The following is a 23239-nucleotide window of genomic DNA, read 5'->3' on the forward strand; positions in this document are numbered from 1 at the left end:
TCCGGCTACGACCTGTAATCCCCGTTGATCGCGACATACTCCTTGGTGAGATCGCAGGTCAGCACGCGGTCGCGGCCCTTGCCGAGGCTAAGCGAGACCTTGATCGCGATCTCCGGCGCCTTCATCGCTTCCGACACCTGCGCCTCGTCATAGGACGGATCGCGCGCGCCGTTCTTGGCGACGCGGATGCCGTTGAAGGAGATCGAGAGCTTGTCGCGGTCGGCCGGCTCGCCGGCCTTGCCGACCGCCATCACCACGCGGCCCCAATTGGCGTCTTCGCCGGCGATCGCGGTCTTCACCAGCGGCGAGTTCGCGATCGACATCGCGATCTTGCGCGCCGAGGCCTTGGTCTTGGCGCCCTCGACGGTGATCTCGACCAGTTTGCGCGCGCCTTCGCCGTCGCGGGCCACCTGCTCGGAAAGATTGGCGAGCACCTGGTTGAAGGCCTTGACGAAGGCTTTCAGGCGCGGGTCGCTGGCGCGGCTGATCTTCGGCGCGCCGTGTTCTGCGGCAGCACCGGTGGCAAAGGCCAGCAGCGTATCCGAGGTCGAGGTGTCGCCGTCGATCGTGACCGCGTTGAACGTGTCCTCGACGCCGCTCTTGAGCAGCGCCTGCAGCGCGGCAGGCGCGATCGGTGCGTCGGTGAAGATGAAGGACAGCATCGTCGCCATATCGGGCGCGATCATGCCGGCACCCTTGGCCATGCCGTTGATGGTGACCTCGGCCTTGCCGAGCGTCACGGTCGCGGTCGCGACCTTCGGGAAGGTGTCGGTGGTCATGATCGCCTTGGCGGCGGCGAGATAATCGCCGGCCTCGGCGGTTTCCGCGAGCCGCCCGAGCACGCCGTCGAACTTGGTCGCATCCAGCGGCTCGCCGATCACGCCGGTCGAGGCCAGGAAGATCTCCCCCTCGGTGCAACCGACGGCCTTGGCCGCGATCTTGGCGGTCAGTGCGGTGGAGCTGCGGCCGGTCTTGCCGGTGAAGGCATTGGCGTTGCCGGAATTGACCACCAGCGCGCGCGCCTTGCCGCCCTTCAGCTTGGCGCGGCACCATTCCACCGGCGCGGAGGGGCATTTCGACTTGGTGAAGACGCCGGCGACCGCGGTGCCCTTGTCCATCACCGCGAGCAGCACGTCGGTGCGGTTTTTGTAGCGGATGCCGGCCTCGGCCGTCGCGAGACGGACCCCCGCGATCACGGGCATGTTCGGAACGTTCTTCGGGGCGAGGGGAGAGACGGAGGAGGACATCGCGGGCGCCTTGATGGGATCTGGATATGCAGATGCCCGGCGCGGGGGCCGGGCATCACAAAGGCTTAGATACTCTTCACGTCACCGAAGCGACAGCGAATTCTTACTTCTTCGCGGGCGGCGCCATCTTGCTGTCGGACGGCTTCGCATCGGCAGGCTTGGCATCGGCAGGCTTGGCCGCATCAGCCGGCTTGGCGTCCTTTGCCGCATCCGCCGGCTGGTCCAGCCGCTCGACCTTGGCTTCCGCGCGCAGTTTGGCGACGTAATCGGCCTGGGCCTTGCGGGTGACATACTGCTCGATCTGCGCCTTGACCTGCTCGAAATCCGGCGCCTTGCGGTTGCGCTTTTCCTCGACCTTGATGACGTGCCAGCCGAACTGCGACTTCACGGGGTCGGAGATCTTGCCCGGCTCGAGCGCGAAGGCGATCGCCGAGAATTCCGGCACCATCTGCTCCTTGGTGAAGAAGCCGAGGTCGCCGCCGTCGGCCGAGCCCGGATCCTTGGACTTCTTCTTGGCGAGTTCGGCGAAATCGGCGCCCTTGTCGAGTTCGGCCTTCACCGCCTTGGCCTCGTCCTCGGTCTCGACCAGGATGTGGCGGGCGTGCACTTCCTGCTCGCCGGTGATCTGCTTGGAGGCCTCCTCATAGACCTTCTTCATGGCATCCGGGGTGGTGGCGGCCTTGCCCTCGCCGGCGAGCAGGCTGTCCATCAGCAGGCGGTTGCGGGCGAATGCGAGCCGCTTCTTGAACTCCTCGCCGTCGGCGAGCTTCTTGTCCTCGGCGGCCTTGCCGACGATCTTCATGTCGATCAGGAAGGACAGGACGTTCTCGTCCTTGGTCGCCGGGTCCATCTGGGCGAGGCTCGGCCCGAGTTCCTCTTCGGCCATGGCGACGTCGCTCTTCTTGATTTCCGCGCCATTGACCTTCGCCAGCACCGGATCGTCGGCAGCCCGGCCGGGACCCGCGATCAGCGCCAGCGCAAGGCAGCCCACGAGGGCGGTGGCGAGGCCGAAGCGCAGGCCGGTTTTGGTTACCGGGAACGAGGTGGTCATGGAAAATCCTTTTGTTGAAGCAGGGGGCTGCTCGAGCGGGGCGGACACTCGCCCAATTCAGGGGGCCTTGGCAACGCGAAAAGTCTGTCAAAATGATGAATTAGCCGCAATGCACCCGCCGTTGACAAGGCCCTGACCGGGCCATATCTCTGCCCGGTCGCGTCCATGCGATGGCGTTTATTTTGCTGCGTTTTTAGCCGTTGAACCCAGACTTGCCCTACTCCCACCCATATGGCGGATGGACCCCCCGCAGTTCGGGCTCCGGCGCCCGGCAGGCGTCACGGTGAGTTGATAGGCAGGCGGGTGACAACCTCTTGGCTGCAACGCGAACGCGGTTGAATCGCGAACACAGGAACTAAGCATGATCGGCGCGCTCGCCCGCAAGTTTTTCGGCTCCGCCAACGACCGGCGGGTGAAGGGATATCAGTCCCGCGTCAACGCGATCAACGCGCTGGAGCCCGAGGTCTCGAAACTCTCCGACGAGGCCCTCAAGGCCCGCACCGTCGAGTTCAGGAAGCAGCTCGCCGAGGGCAAGACCCTGGACGACCTTCTGGTCCCCGCTTTCGCCACGGTCCGCGAAGCCGCCAAGCGCACGCTCGGCCAGCGCCATTTCGATGTCCAGTTGATCGGCGGCATGGTGCTGCACGAGGGCGACATCGCCGAGATGAAGACCGGCGAAGGCAAGACCCTGGTCGCAACGCTCGCGGTCTATCTCAACGCGCTCGCCGGCAAAGGCGTCCACGTCGTCACCGTCAACGACTACCTCGCCCGCCGCGACTCCGGCTGGATGGGCCAGATCTACGGCTTCCTCGGCCTGACCACCGGCGTGATCGTGCACGGCCTCGACGATTCCGAGCGCAAGATGGCCTATGCTTGCGACATCACCTACGGCACCAACAACGAATACGGCTTCGACTATCTGCGCGACAACATGAAGTACCGGCTCGAGGACATGGTCCAGCGGCCGCACTTCTACGCGATCGTCGACGAAGTCGACTCCATCCTGATCGACGAAGCGCGCACGCCGCTGATCATCTCCGGCCCGCTCGACGACCGCTCCGACTTCTACAACACCATCGACGGCTTCCTGCCCAAGCTCGACAAGTCCGACTACGACGTCGACGAGAAGCAGCGCACGGTGACGCTGACCGAAGCCGGCATGGAGAAGATCGAGACGCTGCTGCGCGATGCCGGACAGCTCAAGGGCGAGTCGCTCTACGACGTCGAGAACGTCTCCGTCGTGCACCACATCAACCAGGCGCTGCGCGCCCACACGCTGTTCACGCGCGACAAGGACTACATCGTCCGCGACGACGAGGTCGTCATCATCGACGAGTTCACCGGTCGCATGATGCAGGGCCGCCGCTATTCGGAAGGCCTGCATCAGGCGCTGGAAGCCAAGGAGCACGTGCAGGTCCAGCCCGAGAACCAGACGCTGGCCTCGATCACCTTCCAGAACTATTTCCGGATGTACGAAAAGCTCGCCGGCATGACCGGCACGGCGCTGACCGAAGCCGACGAATTGTTCGACATCTACAAGCTCGAGGTCGTGGAGATCCCGACCAATTTGCCGGTCGCCCGTCTCGACGAGGACGACGAGGTCTATCGCACCCAGAACGAGAAATACGCCGCGATCCTCGCCGAGATCGAGCGCGCCAATGCGCGGCTGCAGCCGGTGCTGGTCGGCACCGCCTCGATCGAAAAGTCGGAAGTGATCGCCGAATACCTCAAGAAGCACGGCTATCGGCAGATCGATTTCGGCAACGAAAATTCGATGCAGAAGCTGTACGCCGCGGCCCGCGCCGGCAAACCGGCCAAGCTGTTCGCGGTGCTGAACGCGCGCTTCCACGAGCAGGAAGCCTACATCGTCGCGGAAGCCGGCGTGCCCGGCGCGATCACGATCGCGACCAACATGGCCGGCCGCGGCACCGACATCAAGCTCGGCGGCTCGCTGGAAATGCGCATCCAGCAGGAGGCCGCTTCGATCGAGGACGAGGCCGAGAAGGCCTTGAAGATCGAGCAGATCAAGGCCGACATCGAGCACTTCCGCGAGATCGTGCTGAAGGCCGAGGAAGAGGTCGAGATCGAGCCGGCGAAGGGTTCGAAGCCGGCCAAGACCGTGAAGAAGCCCGGCGGCCTCTACATCATGGGCTCCGAACGCCACGAATCCCGCCGCATCGACAACCAGCTCCGCGGCCGTTCCGGCCGTCAGGGCGATCCCGGCCGCTCCAAATTCTTCCTGTCGCTGGAAGACGATCTGATGCGCATCTTCGGCTCGGATCGCCTCGACAGCATGCTGCAGCGTCTCGGCCTGCAGGAGGGCGAGGCCATCATCCATCCCTGGATCAACAAGGCGCTCGAAAAGGCGCAGCAGAAGGTCGAGGCGCGCAACTTCGACATCCGCAAGAACCTGCTCAAGTTCGACAACGTCCAGAACGACCAGCGCAAGGTGATCTTCGACCAGCGCGTCGACCTGATGAAGGACGACAGCGTCGCCGAGACCGTCGCCGACATGCGCCACGCCTTCATCGACGACCTCGTCGCCAAGCACGTGCCCGAGCATGCCTATGCCGAGCAGTGGGACGTCGCGGGCCTGAAGGAAGAGCTCAAGCGCGTGCTCGATCTCGACCTGCCGGTCGAGGACTGGGCGAAGGAAGAGGGCATCGCCGACGAGGAGCTGCTCACGCGCATCGAGACCCGCGCCGACGAGCACATGGCCGCAAAGGTTGCGCAATGGGGTCCCGACGTGATGCGTTACGTCGAGAAGACCATTCTGCTGCAGACGCTCGACCATCTCTGGCGCGAGCATCTGATCATGCTCGACCATCTGCGCCAGGTCATCGGCCTGCGCGGCTACGGCCAGCGCGATCCGTTGCAGGAGTACAAGACCGAAGCGTTCAACCTCTTCCAGGAGATGAGCGCGCATCTGCGCGAGGCTGTGACGGCGCAGCTGATGCGGGTCGAGATCGTGCCGCCGGAGCAGGAAGCCCCGGTGCTGCCGCCGATGGAAGCGCACAAGTTCGATCCGAACACCGGCGAGGACGAAATGGCGCTCGCCAGCGTCACGCTCGGTGCGCAGGCCACCGACGCCGCGTTGCGCGATCCCAAAAACCCGGCGAGCTGGGGCAAGATCGGCCGCAACGAGGATTGCCCGTGCGGCTCAGGCAAGAAGTACAAGCATTGCCACGGGCGGTATGCGTAGCGCGTCGGTTGCTCGGGTACACTAGACGTCCGGTCGTTGGGGTCGGGTGTCGGAGCCGGGGCGCGATCTTCGAGTGCGGCAACCAACTCGAATAGCCAGCCACTGAAGCTCGGATTCCAGACGTCTCCGTGACTGGCTATGACGTCAGCCGGGGTGCTCGCGACTATAAGCGGATTGAAGGGTTGGAAGGTCTGCCGGACCTTGTTTCTTCCATCCTTGCTCAGCTTGTCCGTCTCCTCCCTGCGAACCCTTTTGAGGCAAAGGCCGGCCCTGTCAAAGCTTTCGGAAATACCCGCTGGGCCGATCGGATCGCAGTTCGTCCCGTTGGACCGCTCCAGCGTATGTGATCGGTAAGATCTGTAATTGCCGATCGTTGTTTTTTCACGCGCGGTATTTGCGAGGTCAAGCCACTGTCCAACAGGAAAAGCCACTCTTGTCGCCCAATCGGCCTCCGATGAGATGACGACCATCAGCGGCTTCTGCTTCGATGTGAAGTTCTCGCCTGATCGCGTAAGGTCATCCAGGACAGTGTAGCGCGAAGCCTCGAATGCAGGATTCAAGAGGATCACGGCATCCGCCACACCCCGAAACGGTTCGTAGTCGCCGCGGCTATATCCAGGATGCGAAAATGCTGCTTGGTTGACGAGCCCTTGCGCCGTTGCCGAATAGAGCATTCGCGCTCCAAAACTGTGGCCTATCGCGATGAACTGGTCGTGTCCGTTTTTCCGGACGACCGCGCCAATCGAGCTGACGATCTTAGTTACCGCGCCGCCTTGTGATATGCGGTCAGCGTCCGCCTTCTTTACCCAAAATGACAGGCTTTCTAATGGTTCCGGCAAATCTGTGGAGGCGTTCCAACTAACGTAGATGCCGACCACATACTTTTCGCCCCTGTGCTTCTCTATCAAGCGATCAACGAGTTCTCCAAATTTCACCCTGTCGTCGTCGTCCTCTTTCGCGCCGTGCTTCCAGCCGTGAATGTAGACGACAGCTAGTTTCGGCAACTTGGGTGCGCTGTGATCATACTCTGCCGGGGAATGCCCAATCTGATCGTCCCGTCCCCAATTCAGCTCATATAGAACGTCGGCCAACTCGCATCGTTCAACGAACTCGCCGAGATTCGTGAGCCTTATGATCTTCAGCGAGGATGTTGGCCGCATCGTAAGACGGGGATTTCCAAACGAGCCGTCGCTCTTGCAGTGCCATTGCTCTTCACTCGCCGGTAGTTGGTTTCGATCGAAATAGACGGGAGCGAATAAATATCCGGCAATGATGATAAGCAGTGCCAGCGATAGCTTTCGGCTGCGAATAAATGAATGCAATGAAAACGGAGATTTCATAGGACTTCTCCCACACAATCTCAAAAACACAAAACAACCCTGGATTGCTTCAAATGTCAAGCCCAACGGCATGTATCGGCGATGGACGTGGGCGCGCGGCGACGCGCGGTACGCCCAGTGCAGGACCTCGATGCCTCGGGTTGCCGCTAGCCACGTGGCGGCGAATTTATCTGCTGCAAATGGGCTGGGTGCATCTACGCGACTGCTTTCGCCAGCTAGAGCCGTTGAAGGTTTGCTCGACCACGCCTCAATTCGAGCTGTCGATCAAGCTCTCCAGCAGCCGTTTCAATTCGCTGGTCGATTTGTCGCCGTAGCTCTCCAGGATGTGCTCCTCCTGGTCGACCGCGAGCGAGTTGAGCTTCTTGCTCAGCACCTTGCCGCGATCGGAGATGAACATCAGGACCTTGCGGCGATCATTCGGGTCCTGCACGCGGTAGACCAGCGTGTCCGAGACCATGCGGTCGATCATCTTGGTCAGCGTCGGATGGTTGAGCAGCACGGCATCCGCGAGCTCGCCCATCGAATGGCCGTTGCCATCCGACAGGACTTTCAGGATGCGCCACTGCTCGACGGGCACGCCTTCCTTGCTCAACCGCAGTTCGAGCTGCCGGTTGATCTCCCGGTTGGCTTGCGCGAGCAGGTAGGCGAGGTGTTCGGTGATCGGGGTGTTCGATTTTGCCACGGCTAAGACTTTGTCTTGACCCAAATGAGTGAATGTCTTGCAATCGATGCTGCATCTATATGCACTTCAATTCTTGAATATTCAATATTTTCAAAATAGGATATTGCCCAACAATAGGGCGGGTGCCGCGGCCGCCTCTCGAATGAGCTTTCAAGTCTGGTATCAGACAGGAGTTGGCGTGCGCGCGACGGTAAACTTCCCGGCTCACGGCGGTCCGGCGTTACCGCCGTCCCTGCTGTTCAGGAATATGTCGCCCGCGGCAGCGGATTTCGACCTGTCGCCGGCTGACGCGCATTTCATGAAGCGCCGCGGCGCACACAACAAGCTCCGCGTCGGGGGCTTTATCTGCTGCACCGGCTCGCCCGGCGTTTGGGGCCCGTGCGCGACAAGCAGTGCGCAGCTCGCGGTCGCCGAGATCAACAAGCGCGGCGGCATTCTCGGGCGCGAAATCGAGCTTTCGATCTACGACGCTGGCGGCCCGCTCGACGGGATTCTGAGCCGCGCCGAGCAGGCGATCGCTTCGGATGAGATCGATCTCATCGTCGGCTTGCACACCAGCGCGGTGCGTGTGGCGCTGCGCAAGGTCACCACCCGCCACAGCATCCCCTACATCTACACGCCCGTCTACGAGGGCGGCGAGCAGACGCCGGGTGTCATGGCGATCGGCGAGACGCCGCGCTGGCAGAGCCGCCCCTCGATCCACTGGCTCGCCGACGTCAAGAAGGCGGCGCGCTGGTACCTGATCGGCAGCGACTATGTCTGGCCTTGGCAATCGCACCGCGCGGTGAAGCGCTACATCAAGGAGGCCGGCGGCCATGTCGTCGGCGAAGAGTTCGTTCCCCTCGGCGAAGACAACCACGAGCCGCACCTGGAGCGCATCCGTGCCGCGAGGCCGGACGTCGTCCTGATCTCGTTGATTGGCACCGACAGCATCACGTTCAATCGCGCGTTCGGCGAATGCGGCCTCGGTGCCACGACGCTGCGGCTGGCCGGGGCGATGGACGAGACCGTGCTGCTCGGAATTGGCGCCGACAACAGCGAGAATCTGTTCTGCGCCTCCGGCTATTTCCCCGGCATCGGATCGCGGGCCAACGACGACTTCCAGAGCCGCTATCGCGCGATGTTCGGGCCGAACGGCCCGCCGATCGGCTCGCTCGGTCAATCCAGCTATGAGGGACTGCGCTTCCTCGAGGCCGTGGCGAACAAGGCGGGCACGTTGGCGATGGGGCCGATGCTCGCGGCCGGCCGCAACATCGTCTATGGCGGCGCGCGCGGTCCCGTCACCGTCAGGAACGGTCACACCCGGATGCAAATGTATCTCGCCGGGGCGGATGGCCTCGACTTCAAGCTGATCAAACCGATCTGATGCGGGCGCGGCCATCTGCAAACGCCCGAATCCAAAATAATACTTGAAAAGGAAAATATTTCCGTCTGTAATATCGAGGCGAAGCCGATGGGCCCGCGCCGTGCACGCGCGCCCATGAGGCTCCAATGCCAGGGATTCCAATTCCAGGGATCAAGAAGCCTTTGAGGAGAGCGCCGTGACAGTTGTCCTTCCCACGCCAGCCCAATTGCGCAGTGTCGCCGACCAGTGCGGCCTTTCGCTGACCGACGACGATGTCGCCTCGTTCCGCGGCCTGATGCAGGGCTCGATCGAAGCCTACAATCTGGTCGGAGCCATGCCGGACGAGGTGCCGGAGGTCAAATATCCGCGCACGCCGGGCTATCGGCCCTCGCCGGAAGAGAACCCGCGCAATGCCTGGTATCGCAAGTCGACCGTGAAGGGTGCGGCGAGCGGCAAGCTCAAGGGCAAGACGGTCGCCCTGAAAGACAACATCATGCTCGCCGGCGTTCCCATGATGAACGGCTCGGCGACGCTCGAAGGCTACGTGCCCGATTTCGACGCCACCATCGTCACCCGCATGCTCGATGCCGGCGCCGAGATCGCCGGAAAAGTCCATTGCGAATCCTTCTGCATGTCCGGCGGCAGCCACACCAATGCGGTCGGCGCCGTCCACAATCCGCACAAGATGGGCTATTCGGCCGGCGGCTCGTCGTCAGGCTCAGGCGTCGTCGTTGCGCTCGGCGAAGTCGACATGGCGATCGGCGGCGACCAGGGTGGTTCGATCCGCATGCCGTCCTCGTTCTGCGGCACCTATGGCATGAAGCCGACCTGGGGCCTCGTGCCCTACACCGGCATCATGCCGATCGAGGTGTTCGTCGACCACACCGGCCCGATGACGGCGACCGTCGCCGACAACGCCCTGCTGCTGGAGGTGCTGGCCGGTGACGACGGCTACGATCCCCGCATCAAGGCGCCCAAGGTCGAGGAGTACACCAAGGCGCTCGGCCAGGGCGTCAAGGGCATGAAGATCGGCATCCTCAAGGAAGGCTTTGAGCAGGCGACGGCCGAAGCTGCCGTGAACGAGAGCGTGCGCGAGGCCGCAAAGCGATTCAAGGATCTGGGCGCCACGGTCGAGAACGTATCGATCCCGATGCATCTCATGGGCCCCGCAATCTGGACGCCGATCGGCACCGAGGGCATGACCCAGACCATGATGTATGGCGACGGTTATGGGCTGAGCCGATCCGACCTCTATTCGACGACGTTGATGGACTTCCATCGCGGCTGGCGGCGGCAGGCGGATTCCCTGTCCGAGACCACAAAGCTGTTCCTGCTGCTCGGCACCTACATCAACAACACGTTTGGCCCGCGCTATTACGGCAAGGCGCTCAACATTTCCCGACGCCTGACCGCGGCTTACGACAAGGCCTTCAAAGACTACGATTTGCTGCTGCTGCCGACGACGCCGATGAAGGCGACGAAGCTGCCGGAGCCCACGGCCAGCCGCGAGGACTATGTCGCGCGCGCGCTGGAGATGATCTCCAACACCGCGCCGTTCGACATCACCCATCATCCGGCGATGTCGCTGCCCTGCGGCATGGTCGACGGCCTGCCTGTCGGCCTGATGCTGGTCGGCCGCATGTTCGAGGAATCCACCATCTACCGCGCCGCGCATGCCTTCGAGCAGATCGGCGACTGGAAGAAAATGTGAGCGAGGGACTCATGCAGACGGGCGGACCAGAGCGTTTTCAAGCGAAGTGGATACCGGTTCGCGTCAAGAAAACGCGTCAAAACAAGAACGCATCATATGGCTAACGCGTTCGTCGCGGTATTCGAGATCCTGAGCTTTGGCGCGATCATCGTCCTGATCGTGCTGGGGCTCGGGATCATCGCCAGCATGATGGGCATCTTCAACTTCGCGCAGGGCGAGTTCGTCCTGCTCGGGGCCTACATCACTTATCTCGCCTACGCCAAGGGCCTTCCGATCTGGGCCGGCATGGTCGCCGCCCCCTTCATCGTCGGCGCGCTCGGCTTCGTGCTGGAGGCGCTGATCATCCGACGCTTCTACGCAGCCCCCATCGTCGCCATGCTCGGCACCTATGCGCTCGGCCTGATCATCCGCGAATCCGTTCGCGGCCTGATCGGCGGCTTCTATCTCACCGTGCCGGAGCCGATCGGCGGCTCGATCGACATCGGCGCCATGCATATCTCGGCCTGGCGCTTCACCATCATCGTCATCACGGCGCTGGTGATGGGTGGCTGCTATCTGCTGCTGGCGCGCACCAGCTTTGGCCTGCGCGTGCGCGCCACGCTGGAAAATCCGTCGCTGGCACGCGCCTCCGGAATCTCCACGCCGCTGATCTACGGCGCCACCTTTGCGTTCGGCGCGGCGCTTGCCGGCCTTGCCGGCGCGCTGATCGTCCCCGTGTTCAGCCTGTTCGCCGATCTCGGCCTGCGCTTCCTGATCCAGGGCTTCGTCGCGGTGATGGTCGGCGGCGTCGGCTCCTTCATCGGGCCGGTCGCGGGCGCCGGCGTCATCGGCACGCTCAGTGCCGCGCTGCCCTGGGTGATGGCGCCCGTCGTGGCCGATGTGCTCGTCTTCGTTCTCGCCATCGTCTTCATCAAATTCCGGCCGCAGGGCCTCATTGCTGGAAAAGGGGTTTAGTCACATGTCCGATCGCACTCAGCTCTCCCGCCGCCGCTTCCTCTCGAATTTCGCCTTTGCCTCCGGGGCGGTTGCAACCGGGGTCGGCAGTTGGGTGATCCCGGCGCCCTGGGCCAATGCGGCCGAAGCCCCGATCAAGGTCGGTATCGCCACCGACCTCACCGGGCCGATCGCCTACGCCGGCAATGCCGACGCCAACGTCGCCAAGATGGTGATCAAGGAGATCAACGCCGGCGGCGGTCTGCTCGGCCGCCCGCTCGAGCTCTATATCGAGGACACCGCCTCGAACGAATCCGTCGCGGTCGGCAACGTCCGCAAGCTGATCCAGCGCGACAAGGTCGACATGGTGCTGGGCGGCATCACCTCGTCGATGCGCAACGCCATCAAGGACCCGATCGTCGCGCGCGGCAAGACGCTCTACATCTATCCGCAGCTCTACGAAGGCAAGGAGTGCACGCCCTATCTGTTCTGCACCGGGCCGACGCCGGCGCAGCAGTGTGACGAGTTCATTCCCTGGCTGATCAAGAACGGCGGCAAGAAGTTCGCGCTGCCGAGCGCCAACTACGTCTGGCCGCACACGCTCAACGTCTACGCCCGCAAGGTGATCGAAGCCAACGGCGGCGAGGTCGTGTTCGAGGAATATTATCCGCTCGACCAGGTCGACTTCTCCTCGACCGTCAACCGCATCATCTCCAACAAGGTCGACGTCGTGTTCAACACCGTCATCCCGCCGGGAGTCGGCCCGTTCTTCAAGCAGCTCTATGAAGCCGGCTTCCTCAAAAATGGCGGACGGCTGGCCTGCGTCTACTATGACGAGAACACGCTCAACATCAATCAGGCGGCCGAGATCGAGGGTCTCGCCAGCTGTCTCGATTATTTCAAGGTGCTGACCAAGGAGAACCCGTTCGACGCGAAAATCCAGGCGGCCTACGAGAAGGATTTCCCGGGCAACTTCCTGTTCGCCGCCGGCAGCGCCGCCACGGGCACCTATCGCGGGCTGAAGCTGTGGGAAGCCGCCGTCAAGGAAGCCGGCAAGATCGACCGCGAGTCCGTCGCGGCTACGCTCGACCACGCCAAGATCGCCGAAGGCCCCGGCGGACCGGCCGAGATGGTCCCGGGCAAGCGGCATTGCAAGATGAAGATGTACACCGCGGTCGCCAAGGGCGGGAATTACGAGATCGTCGGACGCAGCGACGGGCTCGTCGATCCCAAGGAGTGTTAAGCTGGAATGCTGAAGTCGATGGGCGCAGTGAAACAGGCGATCCCCGCCGAGATATGCGGGGAGGCGGACGTCGCCATGACTGAGCACGGACCAACGAAGCAAGCCGCTTCGGGCCGAAAGGTCTTGCCGATCGTGGAGGGCGTCGTGCTGCTCGCGGCGCTGTTCGCGCCGCTAGTGCTGCAGGACTATCTCACGGTGTTCGCGACGCGTGTGATCATCCTCGCGCTGTTCGCGCTCTCGTTCGATTTGGTGTGGGGCTATGCCGGCATCATGAGCTTCGGCCAGGCGCTGTTTTTCGGTTCGGCCGGCTATGGCGTGGCGCTGCTCGCGCGGGACCTCGACATCACCAACATCTTCCTGGTGCTGCCCGCGGGCACCATCATCGGGCTCACCTTTGCGCTGCTGCTGGGCGGCTTCCTGCTGCTGGGACGGCATCCCTCCAGCGTGATCTTCGTCTCCCTGGGCACGCTGACCGGATCCTACGCCGCCGATCGGCTTGCGCGCGGCTGGTACTATCTCGGTGGCCAGAACGGCATCCCCTCGATCTCCTCGATGACGCTCGGCAGTTACGAGTTCTCGGAAGGGCCGCCGTTCTATTATCTCGTGCTTGGCCTGCTCGTCGTGGTCTATCTCCTCTGCCGCTTTCTGGTGCGCTCGCAGTTCGGGTTGGCGCTCGCGGGATTGCGCGAGAACGAGCAGCGCATCGCCTTTTTCGGCTACAAGGCGCAGCACCTCAAGGCGATCATTTTTGCGATCGGAGGCGCAGTGGCCGGCCTCGCCGGCAGCCTCTACGCCTTCCACGAAGGTTTCGTCTGGCCCAACATGGTCGGCGTCGTGGTCTCGACCCAAGTGGTGCTCTATGTGCTGTTCGGCGGCTCCGGCACGCTGATCGGCGCCGTCATCGGTGCCGTCATCGTCGAGGGCGTCAGCTTCTGGCTCTCGGACAATTACCGCGAGGTCTGGCCGATCATTCTTGGCGTGCTGCTCCTGCTGGTGATTCTGTTCCGGCCGCTCGGCCTGATCAGCTTCGTGCTCGGCGAGCGCGAGCGGGTCGGCAGCTTTGGTGGCAAATCCAGGAAGACCGGGAAGGAGAAGCGCAATGCCGCTCCTTGAAGCCACCGGCGTCAAGAAGATCTTCGGTAAGCTCACCGCGCTCGATGGCGCCGCGCTGACCGTCGGCGAGAACGAGTTTCACGGCCTGATCGGCCCGAACGGCTCCGGCAAGAGCACGCTGATGAAGTGCATTGCGGGCGCCGAGGCGCCCACGCAGGGCAAGGTCTCCTTCGTCAACACCGACATCACCGCGTTCACGCCGACCGAGCGTGCCCGCGCCGGCATGAGCCTGAAATTCCAGATCACCAGCGTACTGCCGACGCTGACGCTGTACGACAACATCCTGCTCGCGCTGCAGGCGCAGTCGTCGCTGTTCGACCTCGTGTTCTCGCGCACGCGCGGGCTCCTGCACGATCAGGTCATGACCATGCTGACGCAGTTCCGCCTTGCCGACCGCGCTTTCGATGCGGCCGCGGCCCTGTCGCACGGCCAGCAGCAATGGCTGGAGATCGCGATGGCGCTTGCCGGCAAGCCGAAACTTCTGCTGCTCGACGAGCCCACCGGCGGCATGAGCCTGGAGGAGCGCCGCGTCACCGGCGAACTGTTGCAGCCGATCAAAAAACACTGCTCGCTCGTGATCGTCGAGCACGACCTCGATTTCATCCGCGACATCTGCGATCGCCTCACCGTGCTCGACCAGGGCAAGGTGCTGGCGTCCGGCACGGTGTCGGAGATCCAGGCCAACAAGGCCGTCCAGGAGATCTATTTGCGCCGTGCCTGAATTTTTGGACATCAAGCATCTCGACGCCGGCTATGGCCGCAGCCAGGTCCTGTTCGACGTCAATCTCGGCATTCCCTGGCGCGGCGGCGTCGCCGTGCTGGGCCGCAACGGCGCCGGCAAGACCACGCTGATGAAGACGATCGTCGGCGAGCTGCCGGCGTGGAAGGGCGAGGTTGCCTTCGACGGCCGCGACATCAGCCGCCGCGCGACCCAGGAGCGCGTGCGCGCCGGCATCGGCTACGTGCCGCAGGAGCATTCGGTGTTCGCGCGCCTGTCGGTGCGCGACAATCTCGCGGTCGGCTCGCTCGCGAGCAGAAAAGCTGACGCCGTTGACCACGTGCTGACCATCTTCCCAAAGCTCGGTCAGCGCCTCGACCAGCCCGCCGGCACGCTTTCCGGCGGCGAGCGCAAGATGCTCGCCATCGGCCGTGCGATGCTGGGCGATCCAAAACTGCTTCTGCTCGACGAGCCGACCGAAGGCGTCTGGATCGGCGTGATCGAGGAGATTACCGAGCGCCTGATCGAACTCGCGAAAACCATCGCCGTCATCATCGTCGAGCAGCACCTCGACCTCGCACTGCGCGTCGCCGATTACGCCTACGTGCTCGACCGCGGCCGCGTCGCGCTGCAAGGCGAGGCAGGCGAGGTGAGGGGCAATCCGGAGCTGCTGCGGTATCTGGCACCGTAGGAGAGCGCGCGTGAAGCGCGTCGCTCTCACACCGAATTCGGCTGTCATGCCCCGCGAAGGCGAGGCATCCAGTACGCCGCAGCTTCTCGATCGATAAGGGGTGCCTCTGGAATACTGGATTCCCCGCCTTCGCGGGGAATGACGGCGTCAGGCTGGGATGGATCGGAGAGATTAAGCGGAGCGCCCGCTTACTTCACCGCCCCAAACCGGCTGTCGAACGAGTTCGACTGCACCACCGGCGCGGCGCCCATGATCTGGGTCGCTTCACCTGCGCCATCCGACACCGACGGCTTCAGCGTAGGGCGGGTCGCCGCGAGGCGGGTGTCGGGCTTCGCTGGTTCGGCGGGCTTGGCGACGGCAACGGCCGGCTTCGGCGCATCCTTCGCTGCATCCTTGGACTTGTCGTGTCCCGGCACGAACCGGGTCACCGCGGCCTTCAGCCGGGACGCTGCGGTGGGCGGCGTCGTGGACGTCGCGGCCGGGGCGACGGATGCCGTTGCCTGCGGCGGCGGCGTGGTCGCGGTGGCGTCGGCGTTGCCCATGCCCATCTTGCGGCCGAGGTTGGAGAAGAAGCCGGATTTCTCAGGCGCAGCTGCGGAGGCGACGCGGGCGTTGGCGGCGGGCGCGCTGACAGCGACGACGGGTTCTTCCTGCGGCGATGGCGCGGCTGCATCGAGATTCGGCTTCGGCGGATTGACGTGTCCCGGGATCGTGCCCGGCGCCTTCGCCATCGCCAGCATCTGGAGCGTGGTACCTTCGGCGCCCTCCGACAGGCCAGTCGAACCTTCCGGAATCTTCGCGGCGAAGATCTTGTTCATGCCGCCGTCGATGCCGGTGTTCATGCGCGCAACGGGCGTGCCGCGCGAAACCAGCTTGCTGTACTCCGCCTGGTCGCGCGCATCCTTCTCGCGCACGGCGCTGGCGATCTCCTCGGGGATCACATAGGCCGGGCACTTTGCGGACGCGTCGAACACCGGATCGCGCTTGGCGTCGGGCGTCTTCGCCGCGTCGAACACGTATTTCTTCTCGCAGAAATCGACCTTCGGCTCCTGCCGCGTCACCTCGAAATGATCATAGCCTTCCTTGATCATCTTCCAGAACGGCATGTTCGGATTGTTCCGGTGCTTGGCCATGTTCACCGGAGTCATCTTGAACGGATAGGCTTGCAGCTGGAACGCCTTCTGGCCGCCGAAGAAGGATTCGCGTCCGAGCGAATAGATCTCGGCGATCTGCTCGTCCGTCATCGCGTAGCAGCCGCGCGACGAACAATCGCCATGCACCATCAGCTGCGAGCCGCTGCGGCCCAAAGCCTTGTCGAACGCGTTCGGATAGCCCGTGTTGAACGACAGATAATACGCCGACTGCGGATTCATCTGGCCCGGATTGATCGAGTAGAATCCTTCCGGCGCCTGACGGTCGCCTTCGCGCACCTTCGGGCCGAGGTCGCCCGACCAGCGACAGATCGGATAAGTCTTGAGCAGCGCGAACTGGCCGTTGCGGGTCTGCTTCCAGACCTCGAGCTCGGCCTCCTGCTTGAACAGGCGCACCAGGATCGGTGATTGCAGATCCATGTTCTTCTCGACCATCGCGGCGAGAAGTTTCGGCGGGACCGGCTGGTTGGCCTTGGCATTGGTCGCAAGCGAAACCTGGTCGGTATCGCAGCCGGCCAGCACAAAGCTGGCGGCAAGCGCCACCGAAACCAGAAACGCGCGAGCAAGCGAACGAGAAATCAAGATGGACCCCACACCGTCCAGGGCATCGCGCGCAAACCCCAATCTTGAAGCATGATCCGACCGGAGACCCGGACCCGTCGCGACGGGCTTTTTCGCAATCACGCTCCAGCGCTTATGCCCTGAAGCCATTGATTAAAATTCTAACCTCTGGGTCATGTGGTCGCAACCCGAACGGGGATCACGAGCCCGTTGGCCCAAAGGCGTGGTCAACGAAGACTTAAACTGGGCTGAAACTTGGGCCTTCCGGCCAGACCGGTACAGAGATCGCTGATTTGGGCAAAAAAAGGGTTAACGCGGGGTTACCGGGGGCGCTACGGGACGGTTTGGCCGGCCTCAAATTCAGCGTCGTTCTGGCGAAAGCCAGGACCCATTACCCCAGGGAGGCGTTTGGCGGAGATCAGTCGTTCGGTGCTCCCATCGACCGCAATCGATGGACCTCGCGGTATGGGTCCTGGCTTTCGCCAGGACGACGGAGGAGGAGTGACGCGTCCGACGGCCCAAAACCCGCCCGAATCAGCCCAGTTTCCGGCCGATATCGAGGAATTTCTGCCGCCGATGCTTGCGGATGGCGTCGCCGTCGAGACCCCGGAGCTCGTCAAAGGCTTTGGCGATGGCGTCGCCCGTGGTGGCGATCATGGCGGCGGGGTCGCGATGGGCGCCGCCGACCGGCTCCTTCAGGATGCTGTCGATCACGCCGAAGCGGAGCATGTCCTGGGCGGTGATCTTCATGTTGTTGGCGGCTTCCTGCGCCTTGGAGCCGTCGCGCCAGAGGATCGAGGACGCCGCCTCCGGCGAGATCACGCTGTAGATCGCGTGCTCCAGCATCAGGACCTTGTTGGCCGTGGTGATGGCAATGGCGCCGCCCGACATGCCCTCGCCGGTGATGATGGCGACGTTCGGCACGGTCAGCGCCATGCAGGCATCGGTCGAGCGCGCGATCGCCTCGGCCTGGCCGCGCTCTTCCGCGCCGATGCCGGGATAGGCGCCGGCGGAATCGGCGAGCGACAGCACCGGCAGGCCGAACCGCTCGGCCATCTCCATCAGCCGCACGCATTTGCGATAGCCCTCGGGCCGCGCCATGCCGAAATTATGCTTGATGCGGCTCTCGGTGGAATCGCCCTTTTCCTGGCCCATCACGCAGATGGCCTCGCCGCGGAAGCGGCCGAAGCCGGCCACCAGCGCCTCGTCCTCGCCGAACTTGCGGTCGCCGGCGAGCGGGGTGAACTCGGTGATCAGGCCCTTGATGAAGTCGTTGAAATGCGGCCGCTGCGGATGCCGCGCGACCAGCGTCTTCTGCCACGGCGTCAGGTTCAGATAGAGGTCGGCCATCGCCTGCGCCGCCTTGTCCTCGATCCGCCCGATCTCCTCGGCGATATCGCTGCCGGAGGCCGCAAGCGTCCGCAATTCATCGAGCTTGGAATCGAGCTCGGCGACGGGCTTTTCGAAATCGAGATAGCTGCGCATCTGGTCTGGCATCAACTCAATATAGGGAGAACGGGGCGAGGCGGCGAAGCGGATTCGATGTCGCGACAAGAAATGTAGGTTCGTCAATGATTTGGCCTGTGTGCTCGCTGGGAGCACAGGCCAATCATCGTGAGGCCCCGGCTCTTTCTGCGGAGATGTGGCCGAAGTCAAGGCGGTTTCGGGCTGCGGCCTGTAGCCGGGCTACAAGAGACTCATTTCTCCGCCAGCGGGTGCAGGTCGCGGACCAGGCTCTTCAGCCGCTCCTCGACCACGTGGGTGTAGATCTGGGTGGTCGAGATGTCGGTATGGCCGAGCAGCGTCTGCACGATGCGCAAATCGGCTCCGTTGTGAAGCAGATGGCTGGCGAAGGCGTGGCGCAGCACGTGGGGGGAGACCAGCCGGGCCTGCAGCCCCGAGGCGACCGCAAGCTCCTTCAAGTCGCGGGCAAAATGCTGTCGCGTCAGATGCCCGCTCTCGCCGAACGAGGGGAACAACCATTTCGAGGCCGCTACGCTATTCTTCTTGTCTGTCTTTCCGGCCTCCGTCGCCGCCAGATAATCGGCCATCGCCTGGCGCGAGGCCTCGTTGAGCGGTACCAGCCGTTCCTTGTTGCCCTTGCCGCGCACCACGATCATGCGGGCGTCGCGCTTCGCGGCCGTGCGCGGCAGTGCCACCAGCTCGGAGACGCGCAGGCCGGTGGCGTAGAGCACCTCGAGCAGGCAATAGAGTCTCAGGGCGCGCAGCCGTTTCGAGGGCGAGGCGTCTTCCGCCTCGCTCAATTCCTTGGCGCGGCGGAGCATGCGGTCGACATCCGCAATCGACAGCACTTTCGGCAGGCCGCGGCCGCGCTTCGGGCCGGACAGGATTGCCGCGGGATCATCGGTTCTGATGCGTTCGTTCAGGAGGAAGCGATAGAGATGCCGCAACGCCGACAGCCGTCGCGCGATGCTGGTGGATTTGAAGCCGCGCGTGTCGAGATCGGCGAGATAGTCGCGCAGCGTCTGTGTTTCCGCGTCCGCGAATGCATGGCCGACGCGGCCGAGAAACTCGGAGAAGTCGGTGAGGTCGCGGCGATAGGCATCGAGCGTATTGGGGCCGGCGCCCTGTTCCGCCGCGAGCATGTCGAGGAACAGGCCGGTGAGTTGTGTGTCTGAGGGCTTGCTGGCGGAAGATCTGGCACGCATGCCCGGCAGCCTAGCTGCTATTTCTTGAGAAACTTATCCGGCGGGATCGTCACCGTCATTTCCCGCGGCTTGGGATTGACGAAGTTCGCCAGCGCGAAGACCACGCCATAGACGATGCCGGCGATCACGGCGACGACCGTCAGGAAGCGGAACAGGCTGGGCATCGGCAGGATCTCGGCGGGGGTCTCGGTCAGGGGCTTGGCGGGCAAATTAACCAATGAAATCATCCAACACGTTCGCCGTTTCGTGGCAAGAGTCCTCTGGCGAGGGCCCCTGCGGGGTCGTATAGGTGGCCAAAGGATGCCGCCTTTGGCGGCAGATCGAGCGAGACCCATTCGAGCGAGACAAATGCCCGACGCCGCGTTGCCGATCCAAGCCTCGCCCGAGGCCGACATCCTGTCGGCGCTGGGGACGCGCTCGATCGTGCTCGTCGGCATGATGGGGGTGGGCAAATCCACCATCGGCCGCCGCATGGCTCTCCGGCTCAAGCTGCCCTTCGTCGATGCCGACACCGAGATCGAGGCCGCGGCCGGCATGACCATACCGGAAATCTTCGAGCGCCACGGCGAGCCGCATTTCCGCGACGGCGAGGCCCGCGTGATCGCGCGTTTGCTCGACGGCGGTCCCATCGTGCTGGCGACCGGCGGCGGCGCCTTCATGCGCGAGGAGACGCGGGGCCGTATCGCGGCGAAGGCGATCTCGATCTGGCTCAAGGCCGATCACGATGTCATCATGCGCCGCGTGCGCCGGCGCGCCGACCGTCCGCTGCTCCAGACCGCCGATCCCGAAGGAACCGTGACGCGCCTGCTCACCGAGCGCGAGCCGGTTTACGGCCATGCCGACCTCACCATCGCCTCGCGCGACGTGCCGCACGACAAGATCGTTGAGGAGACCATCGAGACGCTACGCGCGCATCTTTGCGGCGAACGGGCGTCCCCGCCACCAGCCGACGTCGCGAGTGCCGCACGATGACCGCGCCTTTGAAACATTCCGATCCCGTCAACGTCGAGGTCGCGCTGGAGAATCGCGCCTATGACATCGTCATCGGCCGCGGCGTGCTGGCCTCGCTCGGCGAACGCGTCGCGCGCCTGCGCCCCGGCGTACGCACCGCGATCGTGACGGATCGCACCGTCGCGAAATACTGGCTCGAACCCGCCGAGGCATCGCTCGCAGCCAGCGGCATTGCGACATCGCGCATCGTCGTCGAGGAAGGTGAGATCTCGAAGACCTATGCCGGTCTCGAAAAGGTCAGCGAAGCCCTGATCGCCGCGAAGATCGAGCGCAACGATCTCGTCATCGCGCTCGGCGGCGGTGTGGTCGGCGATCTCGCCGGCTTTGCGGCGGCGATCCTGCGCCGCGGCGTGGATTTCGTGCAGGTGCCGACCTCGCTGCTGGCGCAGGTCGATTCCTCCGTCGGCGGCAAGACCGGCATCAACTCGCCGCAGGGCAAGAATCTGCTCGGCGCCTTCCACCAGCCGATGCTGGTGATTGCCGACACCGCCGTGCTCGATACGCTGTCGCCGCGGCAATTCCGCGCCGGCTATGCCGAGGTCGCCAAATACGGCGTGCTCGGCGACGAGGCGTTCTTCGCCTGGCTCGAGAAGAACCATGCCGACATCTCCAAAGGCGGTTCGGCACGCGAGCATGCGATCGCGACCTCCTGCCGCGCCAAGGCCGGCGTCGTCTCGCGCGACGAGCGCGAGACCGGCGAGCGCGCGCTGCTCAATCTCGGCCATACGTTCGGCCATGCGCTGGAAGCCGCGACCGGCTTCTCCGACCGCCTGTTTCACGGCGAGGGCGTTTCGATCGGCATGACGCTGGCCGCGCAGTTTTCGGCGAAGCTCGGCATGATCGGCGACGCGGACGCCGCGCGCGTCGAGCGCCACCTCGTTGAGGCCGGCCTGCCGACGCGCTTACAGGACATCGCGGGCTTCGCGCAGGAGGGGCTTGCCGATGCCGACGCGCTGATGGCGCTGATGGCGCAGGACAAGAAGGTCGTGCGCGGCAAGCTCACCTTCATTCTGCTGGAGGCTGTGGGACGCGCCGTGATCGCGAAGGATGTCGAACCGGCTCCGGTGCGCGACTTCCTCAAGGACAAGCTCGCCCACAAGGCGTGACACGCGGTTGAACGGCGCTAAAGCGTTTTCGAGCGAAGTGGGTACCGGTTCGTCAAGAAAACGCGTCAAAACAAAAAACCAGAGTGGTTCATGGATTGGCTCGGATTCACCATCGTCATTCTCTGCCTGCTCGTCTCCGGCTTCTTCGCCGCGAGCGAGACCGCGTTGACCGGCGCCTCGCGCGCCAGCATGCTGCGGCTCTCCAAGCAGGGTAATCGCGATGCCGACGTGGTCTCGCAGCTGCTCGACATGCGCGAACGCCTGATCGGCGCGCTGCTGCTCGGCAACAACATCGCCAATATCAGTGCATCTGCGCTGGCCACCAGCATCTTCACGGCCTGGTTCGGTGACGTCGGCGTGCTCTATGCCACCGGCTTGATGACCGCACTGGTCGTGATCTTCGCCGAGGTGCTGCCCAAGACCATCGCGATCAACGCGCCCGACCGCATGGCGCTCGCGGTGGCGCGCCCGATGCGGCTGACGATGTACGTGCTGGGGCCGCTGCTGCGGATCGTGGAAGTCATCGTGCGGCTGTTGATGCGCCTGTTTGGCCTTGCCGGTGAGCATCAGGCGATCCTGTCGCCGACCGAGCGCCTGCGCGGCGCGGTCGACCTGCTGCATCATGAAGGCAAGTTCGAGAAGCACGACCGCGACATGCTCGGCGGGCTGCTCGATCTGCGCGAGCTCCAGGTCTCCGACGTCATGATCCATCGCACCGAGATGACGATGATCAACGCCGACCTGCCGCCGGAGGATCTGGTGCGCGAGGTGCTGGCGGCCGAATACACCCGCATCCCGTTGTGGCGCGAGAAGCCGGAAAACATCATCGGCGTGCTCCACGCCAAGGATTTGCTGCGCGCGATCCGCGCGGCCGACGGCGAGACCTCGCGCATCGACGTCTCCACCATCGCGCTGCCGCCGTGGTTCGTGCCGGAGATGCGGCCCGTCTCCGAGCAGTTGAAAGCGTTCCGCCGTCGAAAAACCCATTTCGCGCTGGTCGTCGACGAGTACGGCGAAGTGGAAGGTCTCGTGACGCTGGAAGACATTCTGGAAGAGATCGTCGGCGATATCTCCGACGAGCACGACGTCGTGGTCGCGGGCGTGCGCGCCCAGCCGGACGGCTCGGTCGTCGTCGACGGCTCGGTGCCGATCCGCGACCTCAACCGCGCCATGGACTGGCACCTGCCCGACGAAGAGGCAACGACGGTCGCCGGCCTCGTCATTCACGAGGCGCGCTCGATCCCCGACCGCGGCCAGAGTTTCACCTTTCACGGCTTCCGCTTCCGCGTCCTCCGCCGCGAACGCAACCGCATCACCGCACTCCGTATTTCACCGGTGCCGCGCGAGACGGAAATGGAGGAAGCCAAGCGGCGGCGGGCGGGGACGTCGTTTTGACGCGGTCGCTGTCATCGTCCGCCTTGTGCGCGCTTGCGCACTGGGGCGGACGATCCAGTACGCCGCAGCG

The 23239-nt window shown here is 64.0% G+C and carries 18 protein-coding genes; 11 read left to right on the forward strand and 7 right to left on the reverse strand.

All coding sequences use genetic code 11. The features are described 5' to 3' along the window. Window positions 1-5 precede the first annotated feature (5 nt). Together argJ and BRA1417_RS0106560 are read right to left on the reverse strand one after the other, a co-directional pair. Window positions 6-1247: a bifunctional glutamate N-acetyltransferase/amino-acid acetyltransferase ArgJ gene (gene argJ / locus BRA1417_RS0106555; protein ID WP_027515147.1), complete on the reverse strand. Its 1242-nt coding sequence runs from the start codon at window positions 1245-1247 to the stop codon at window positions 6-8. 103 nt (window positions 1248-1350) lie between these two features. Further along, window positions 1351-2298 (reverse strand): peptidylprolyl isomerase, encoded by a 948-nt coding sequence (locus BRA1417_RS0106560; RefSeq protein WP_027515148.1) that lies wholly within the window; start codon window positions 2296-2298, stop codon window positions 1351-1353. Between the two features lie 361 nt (window positions 2299-2659). Between BRA1417_RS0106560 and secA the strand changes: the two genes are divergently transcribed. Beyond that, window positions 2660-5500 (forward strand): preprotein translocase subunit SecA, encoded by a 2841-nt coding sequence (gene secA / locus BRA1417_RS0106565; RefSeq protein WP_027515149.1) that lies wholly within the window; start codon window positions 2660-2662, stop codon window positions 5498-5500. A gap of 1587 nt (window positions 5501-7087) precedes the next feature. On the opposite strand, the gene BRA1417_RS0106570 is transcribed toward secA, so the two are convergent. Continuing rightward, window positions 7088-7522, reverse strand: coding sequence for a MarR family winged helix-turn-helix transcriptional regulator (locus BRA1417_RS0106570; RefSeq protein WP_007604563.1), 435 nt, complete (start codon window positions 7520-7522; stop codon window positions 7088-7090). A 178-nt stretch (window positions 7523-7700) separates the two neighbouring features. On the opposite strand from BRA1417_RS0106570, the gene BRA1417_RS0106575 reads away from it, so the two are divergent. The 7 genes from BRA1417_RS0106575 to BRA1417_RS0106605 all read left to right on the forward strand — a co-directional run bounded on the left by BRA1417_RS0106575 (window position 7701) and on the right by BRA1417_RS0106605 (window position 15276). After that, a complete protein-coding gene (locus BRA1417_RS0106575) occupies window positions 7701-8888 on the forward strand; it encodes a substrate-binding domain-containing protein (RefSeq protein WP_027515150.1) in 1188 nt (395 codons plus the stop codon). Between the two features lie 175 nt (window positions 8889-9063). Beyond that, window positions 9064-10578, forward strand: a complete 1515-nt coding sequence (locus BRA1417_RS0106580; protein ID WP_027515151.1) for an amidase — start codon at window positions 9064-9066, stop codon at window positions 10576-10578. A 96-nt stretch (window positions 10579-10674) separates the two neighbouring features. Continuing rightward, on the forward strand, window positions 10675-11532 hold the full coding sequence (locus BRA1417_RS0106585; RefSeq protein ID WP_027515152.1) for a branched-chain amino acid ABC transporter permease: 858 nt from the start codon (window positions 10675-10677) through the stop codon (window positions 11530-11532). A gap of 4 nt (window positions 11533-11536) precedes the next feature. Continuing rightward, window positions 11537-12754, forward strand: coding sequence for a substrate-binding protein (locus BRA1417_RS0106590; RefSeq protein ID WP_007599205.1), 1218 nt, complete (start codon window positions 11537-11539; stop codon window positions 12752-12754). Between the two features lie 6 nt (window positions 12755-12760). Then, window positions 12761-13867, forward strand: a complete 1107-nt coding sequence (locus BRA1417_RS0106595) for a branched-chain amino acid ABC transporter permease (protein WP_027515153.1) — start codon at window positions 12761-12763, stop codon at window positions 13865-13867. Further along, on the forward strand, window positions 13854-14588 hold the full coding sequence (locus BRA1417_RS0106600; protein ID WP_027515154.1) for an ABC transporter ATP-binding protein: 735 nt from the start codon (window positions 13854-13856) through the stop codon (window positions 14586-14588). Before BRA1417_RS0106595 ends, BRA1417_RS0106600 begins: the two co-directional genes overlap by 14 nt. Next, on the forward strand, window positions 14581-15276 hold the full coding sequence (locus BRA1417_RS0106605; protein ID WP_007599215.1) for an ABC transporter ATP-binding protein: 696 nt from the start codon (window positions 14581-14583) through the stop codon (window positions 15274-15276). The genes BRA1417_RS0106600 and BRA1417_RS0106605 overlap by 8 nt, the downstream gene beginning before the upstream one ends. Before the next feature lie 188 nt (window positions 15277-15464). Here BRA1417_RS0106605 and BRA1417_RS0106610 read toward each other — a convergent pair whose 3' ends face one another. From BRA1417_RS0106610 to BRA1417_RS39545, 4 genes are all read right to left on the reverse strand, one after another. Beyond that, window positions 15465-17009, reverse strand: a complete 1545-nt coding sequence (locus tag BRA1417_RS0106610) for a murein L,D-transpeptidase family protein (RefSeq protein WP_245286144.1) — start codon at window positions 17007-17009, stop codon at window positions 15465-15467. A gap of 513 nt (window positions 17010-17522) precedes the next feature. Beyond that, window positions 17523-18485, reverse strand: a complete 963-nt coding sequence (locus BRA1417_RS0106615) for an acetyl-CoA carboxylase carboxyltransferase subunit alpha (RefSeq protein WP_007599220.1) — start codon at window positions 18483-18485, stop codon at window positions 17523-17525. Between the two features lie 200 nt (window positions 18486-18685). Next, window positions 18686-19657, reverse strand: coding sequence for a site-specific tyrosine recombinase XerD (xerD, locus tag BRA1417_RS0106620; RefSeq protein ID WP_027515156.1), 972 nt, complete (start codon window positions 19655-19657; stop codon window positions 18686-18688). Between the two features lie 17 nt (window positions 19658-19674). Next, window positions 19675-19821: a hypothetical protein gene (locus BRA1417_RS39545; protein ID WP_035669499.1), complete on the reverse strand. Its 147-nt coding sequence runs from the start codon at window positions 19819-19821 to the stop codon at window positions 19675-19677. Between the two features lie 184 nt (window positions 19822-20005). Between BRA1417_RS39545 and BRA1417_RS0106630 the strand changes: the two genes are divergently transcribed. From BRA1417_RS0106630 to BRA1417_RS0106640, 3 genes are all read left to right on the forward strand, one after another. Further along, window positions 20006-20629 (forward strand): shikimate kinase, encoded by a 624-nt coding sequence (locus BRA1417_RS0106630; RefSeq protein ID WP_027515157.1) that lies wholly within the window; start codon window positions 20006-20008, stop codon window positions 20627-20629. Then, window positions 20626-21774: a 3-dehydroquinate synthase gene (gene aroB / locus BRA1417_RS0106635; protein ID WP_027515158.1), complete on the forward strand. Its 1149-nt coding sequence runs from the start codon at window positions 20626-20628 to the stop codon at window positions 21772-21774. The genes BRA1417_RS0106630 and aroB overlap by 4 nt, the downstream gene beginning before the upstream one ends. A 90-nt stretch (window positions 21775-21864) precedes the next feature. Then, window positions 21865-23169 (forward strand): HlyC/CorC family transporter, encoded by a 1305-nt coding sequence (locus BRA1417_RS0106640; RefSeq protein WP_007599226.1) that lies wholly within the window; start codon window positions 21865-21867, stop codon window positions 23167-23169. Window positions 23170-23239: the final 70 nt, after the last annotated feature.

The organism is Bradyrhizobium sp. WSM1417, assembly GCF_000515415.1.
Lineage (GTDB): Bacteria > Pseudomonadota > Alphaproteobacteria > Rhizobiales > Xanthobacteraceae > Bradyrhizobium.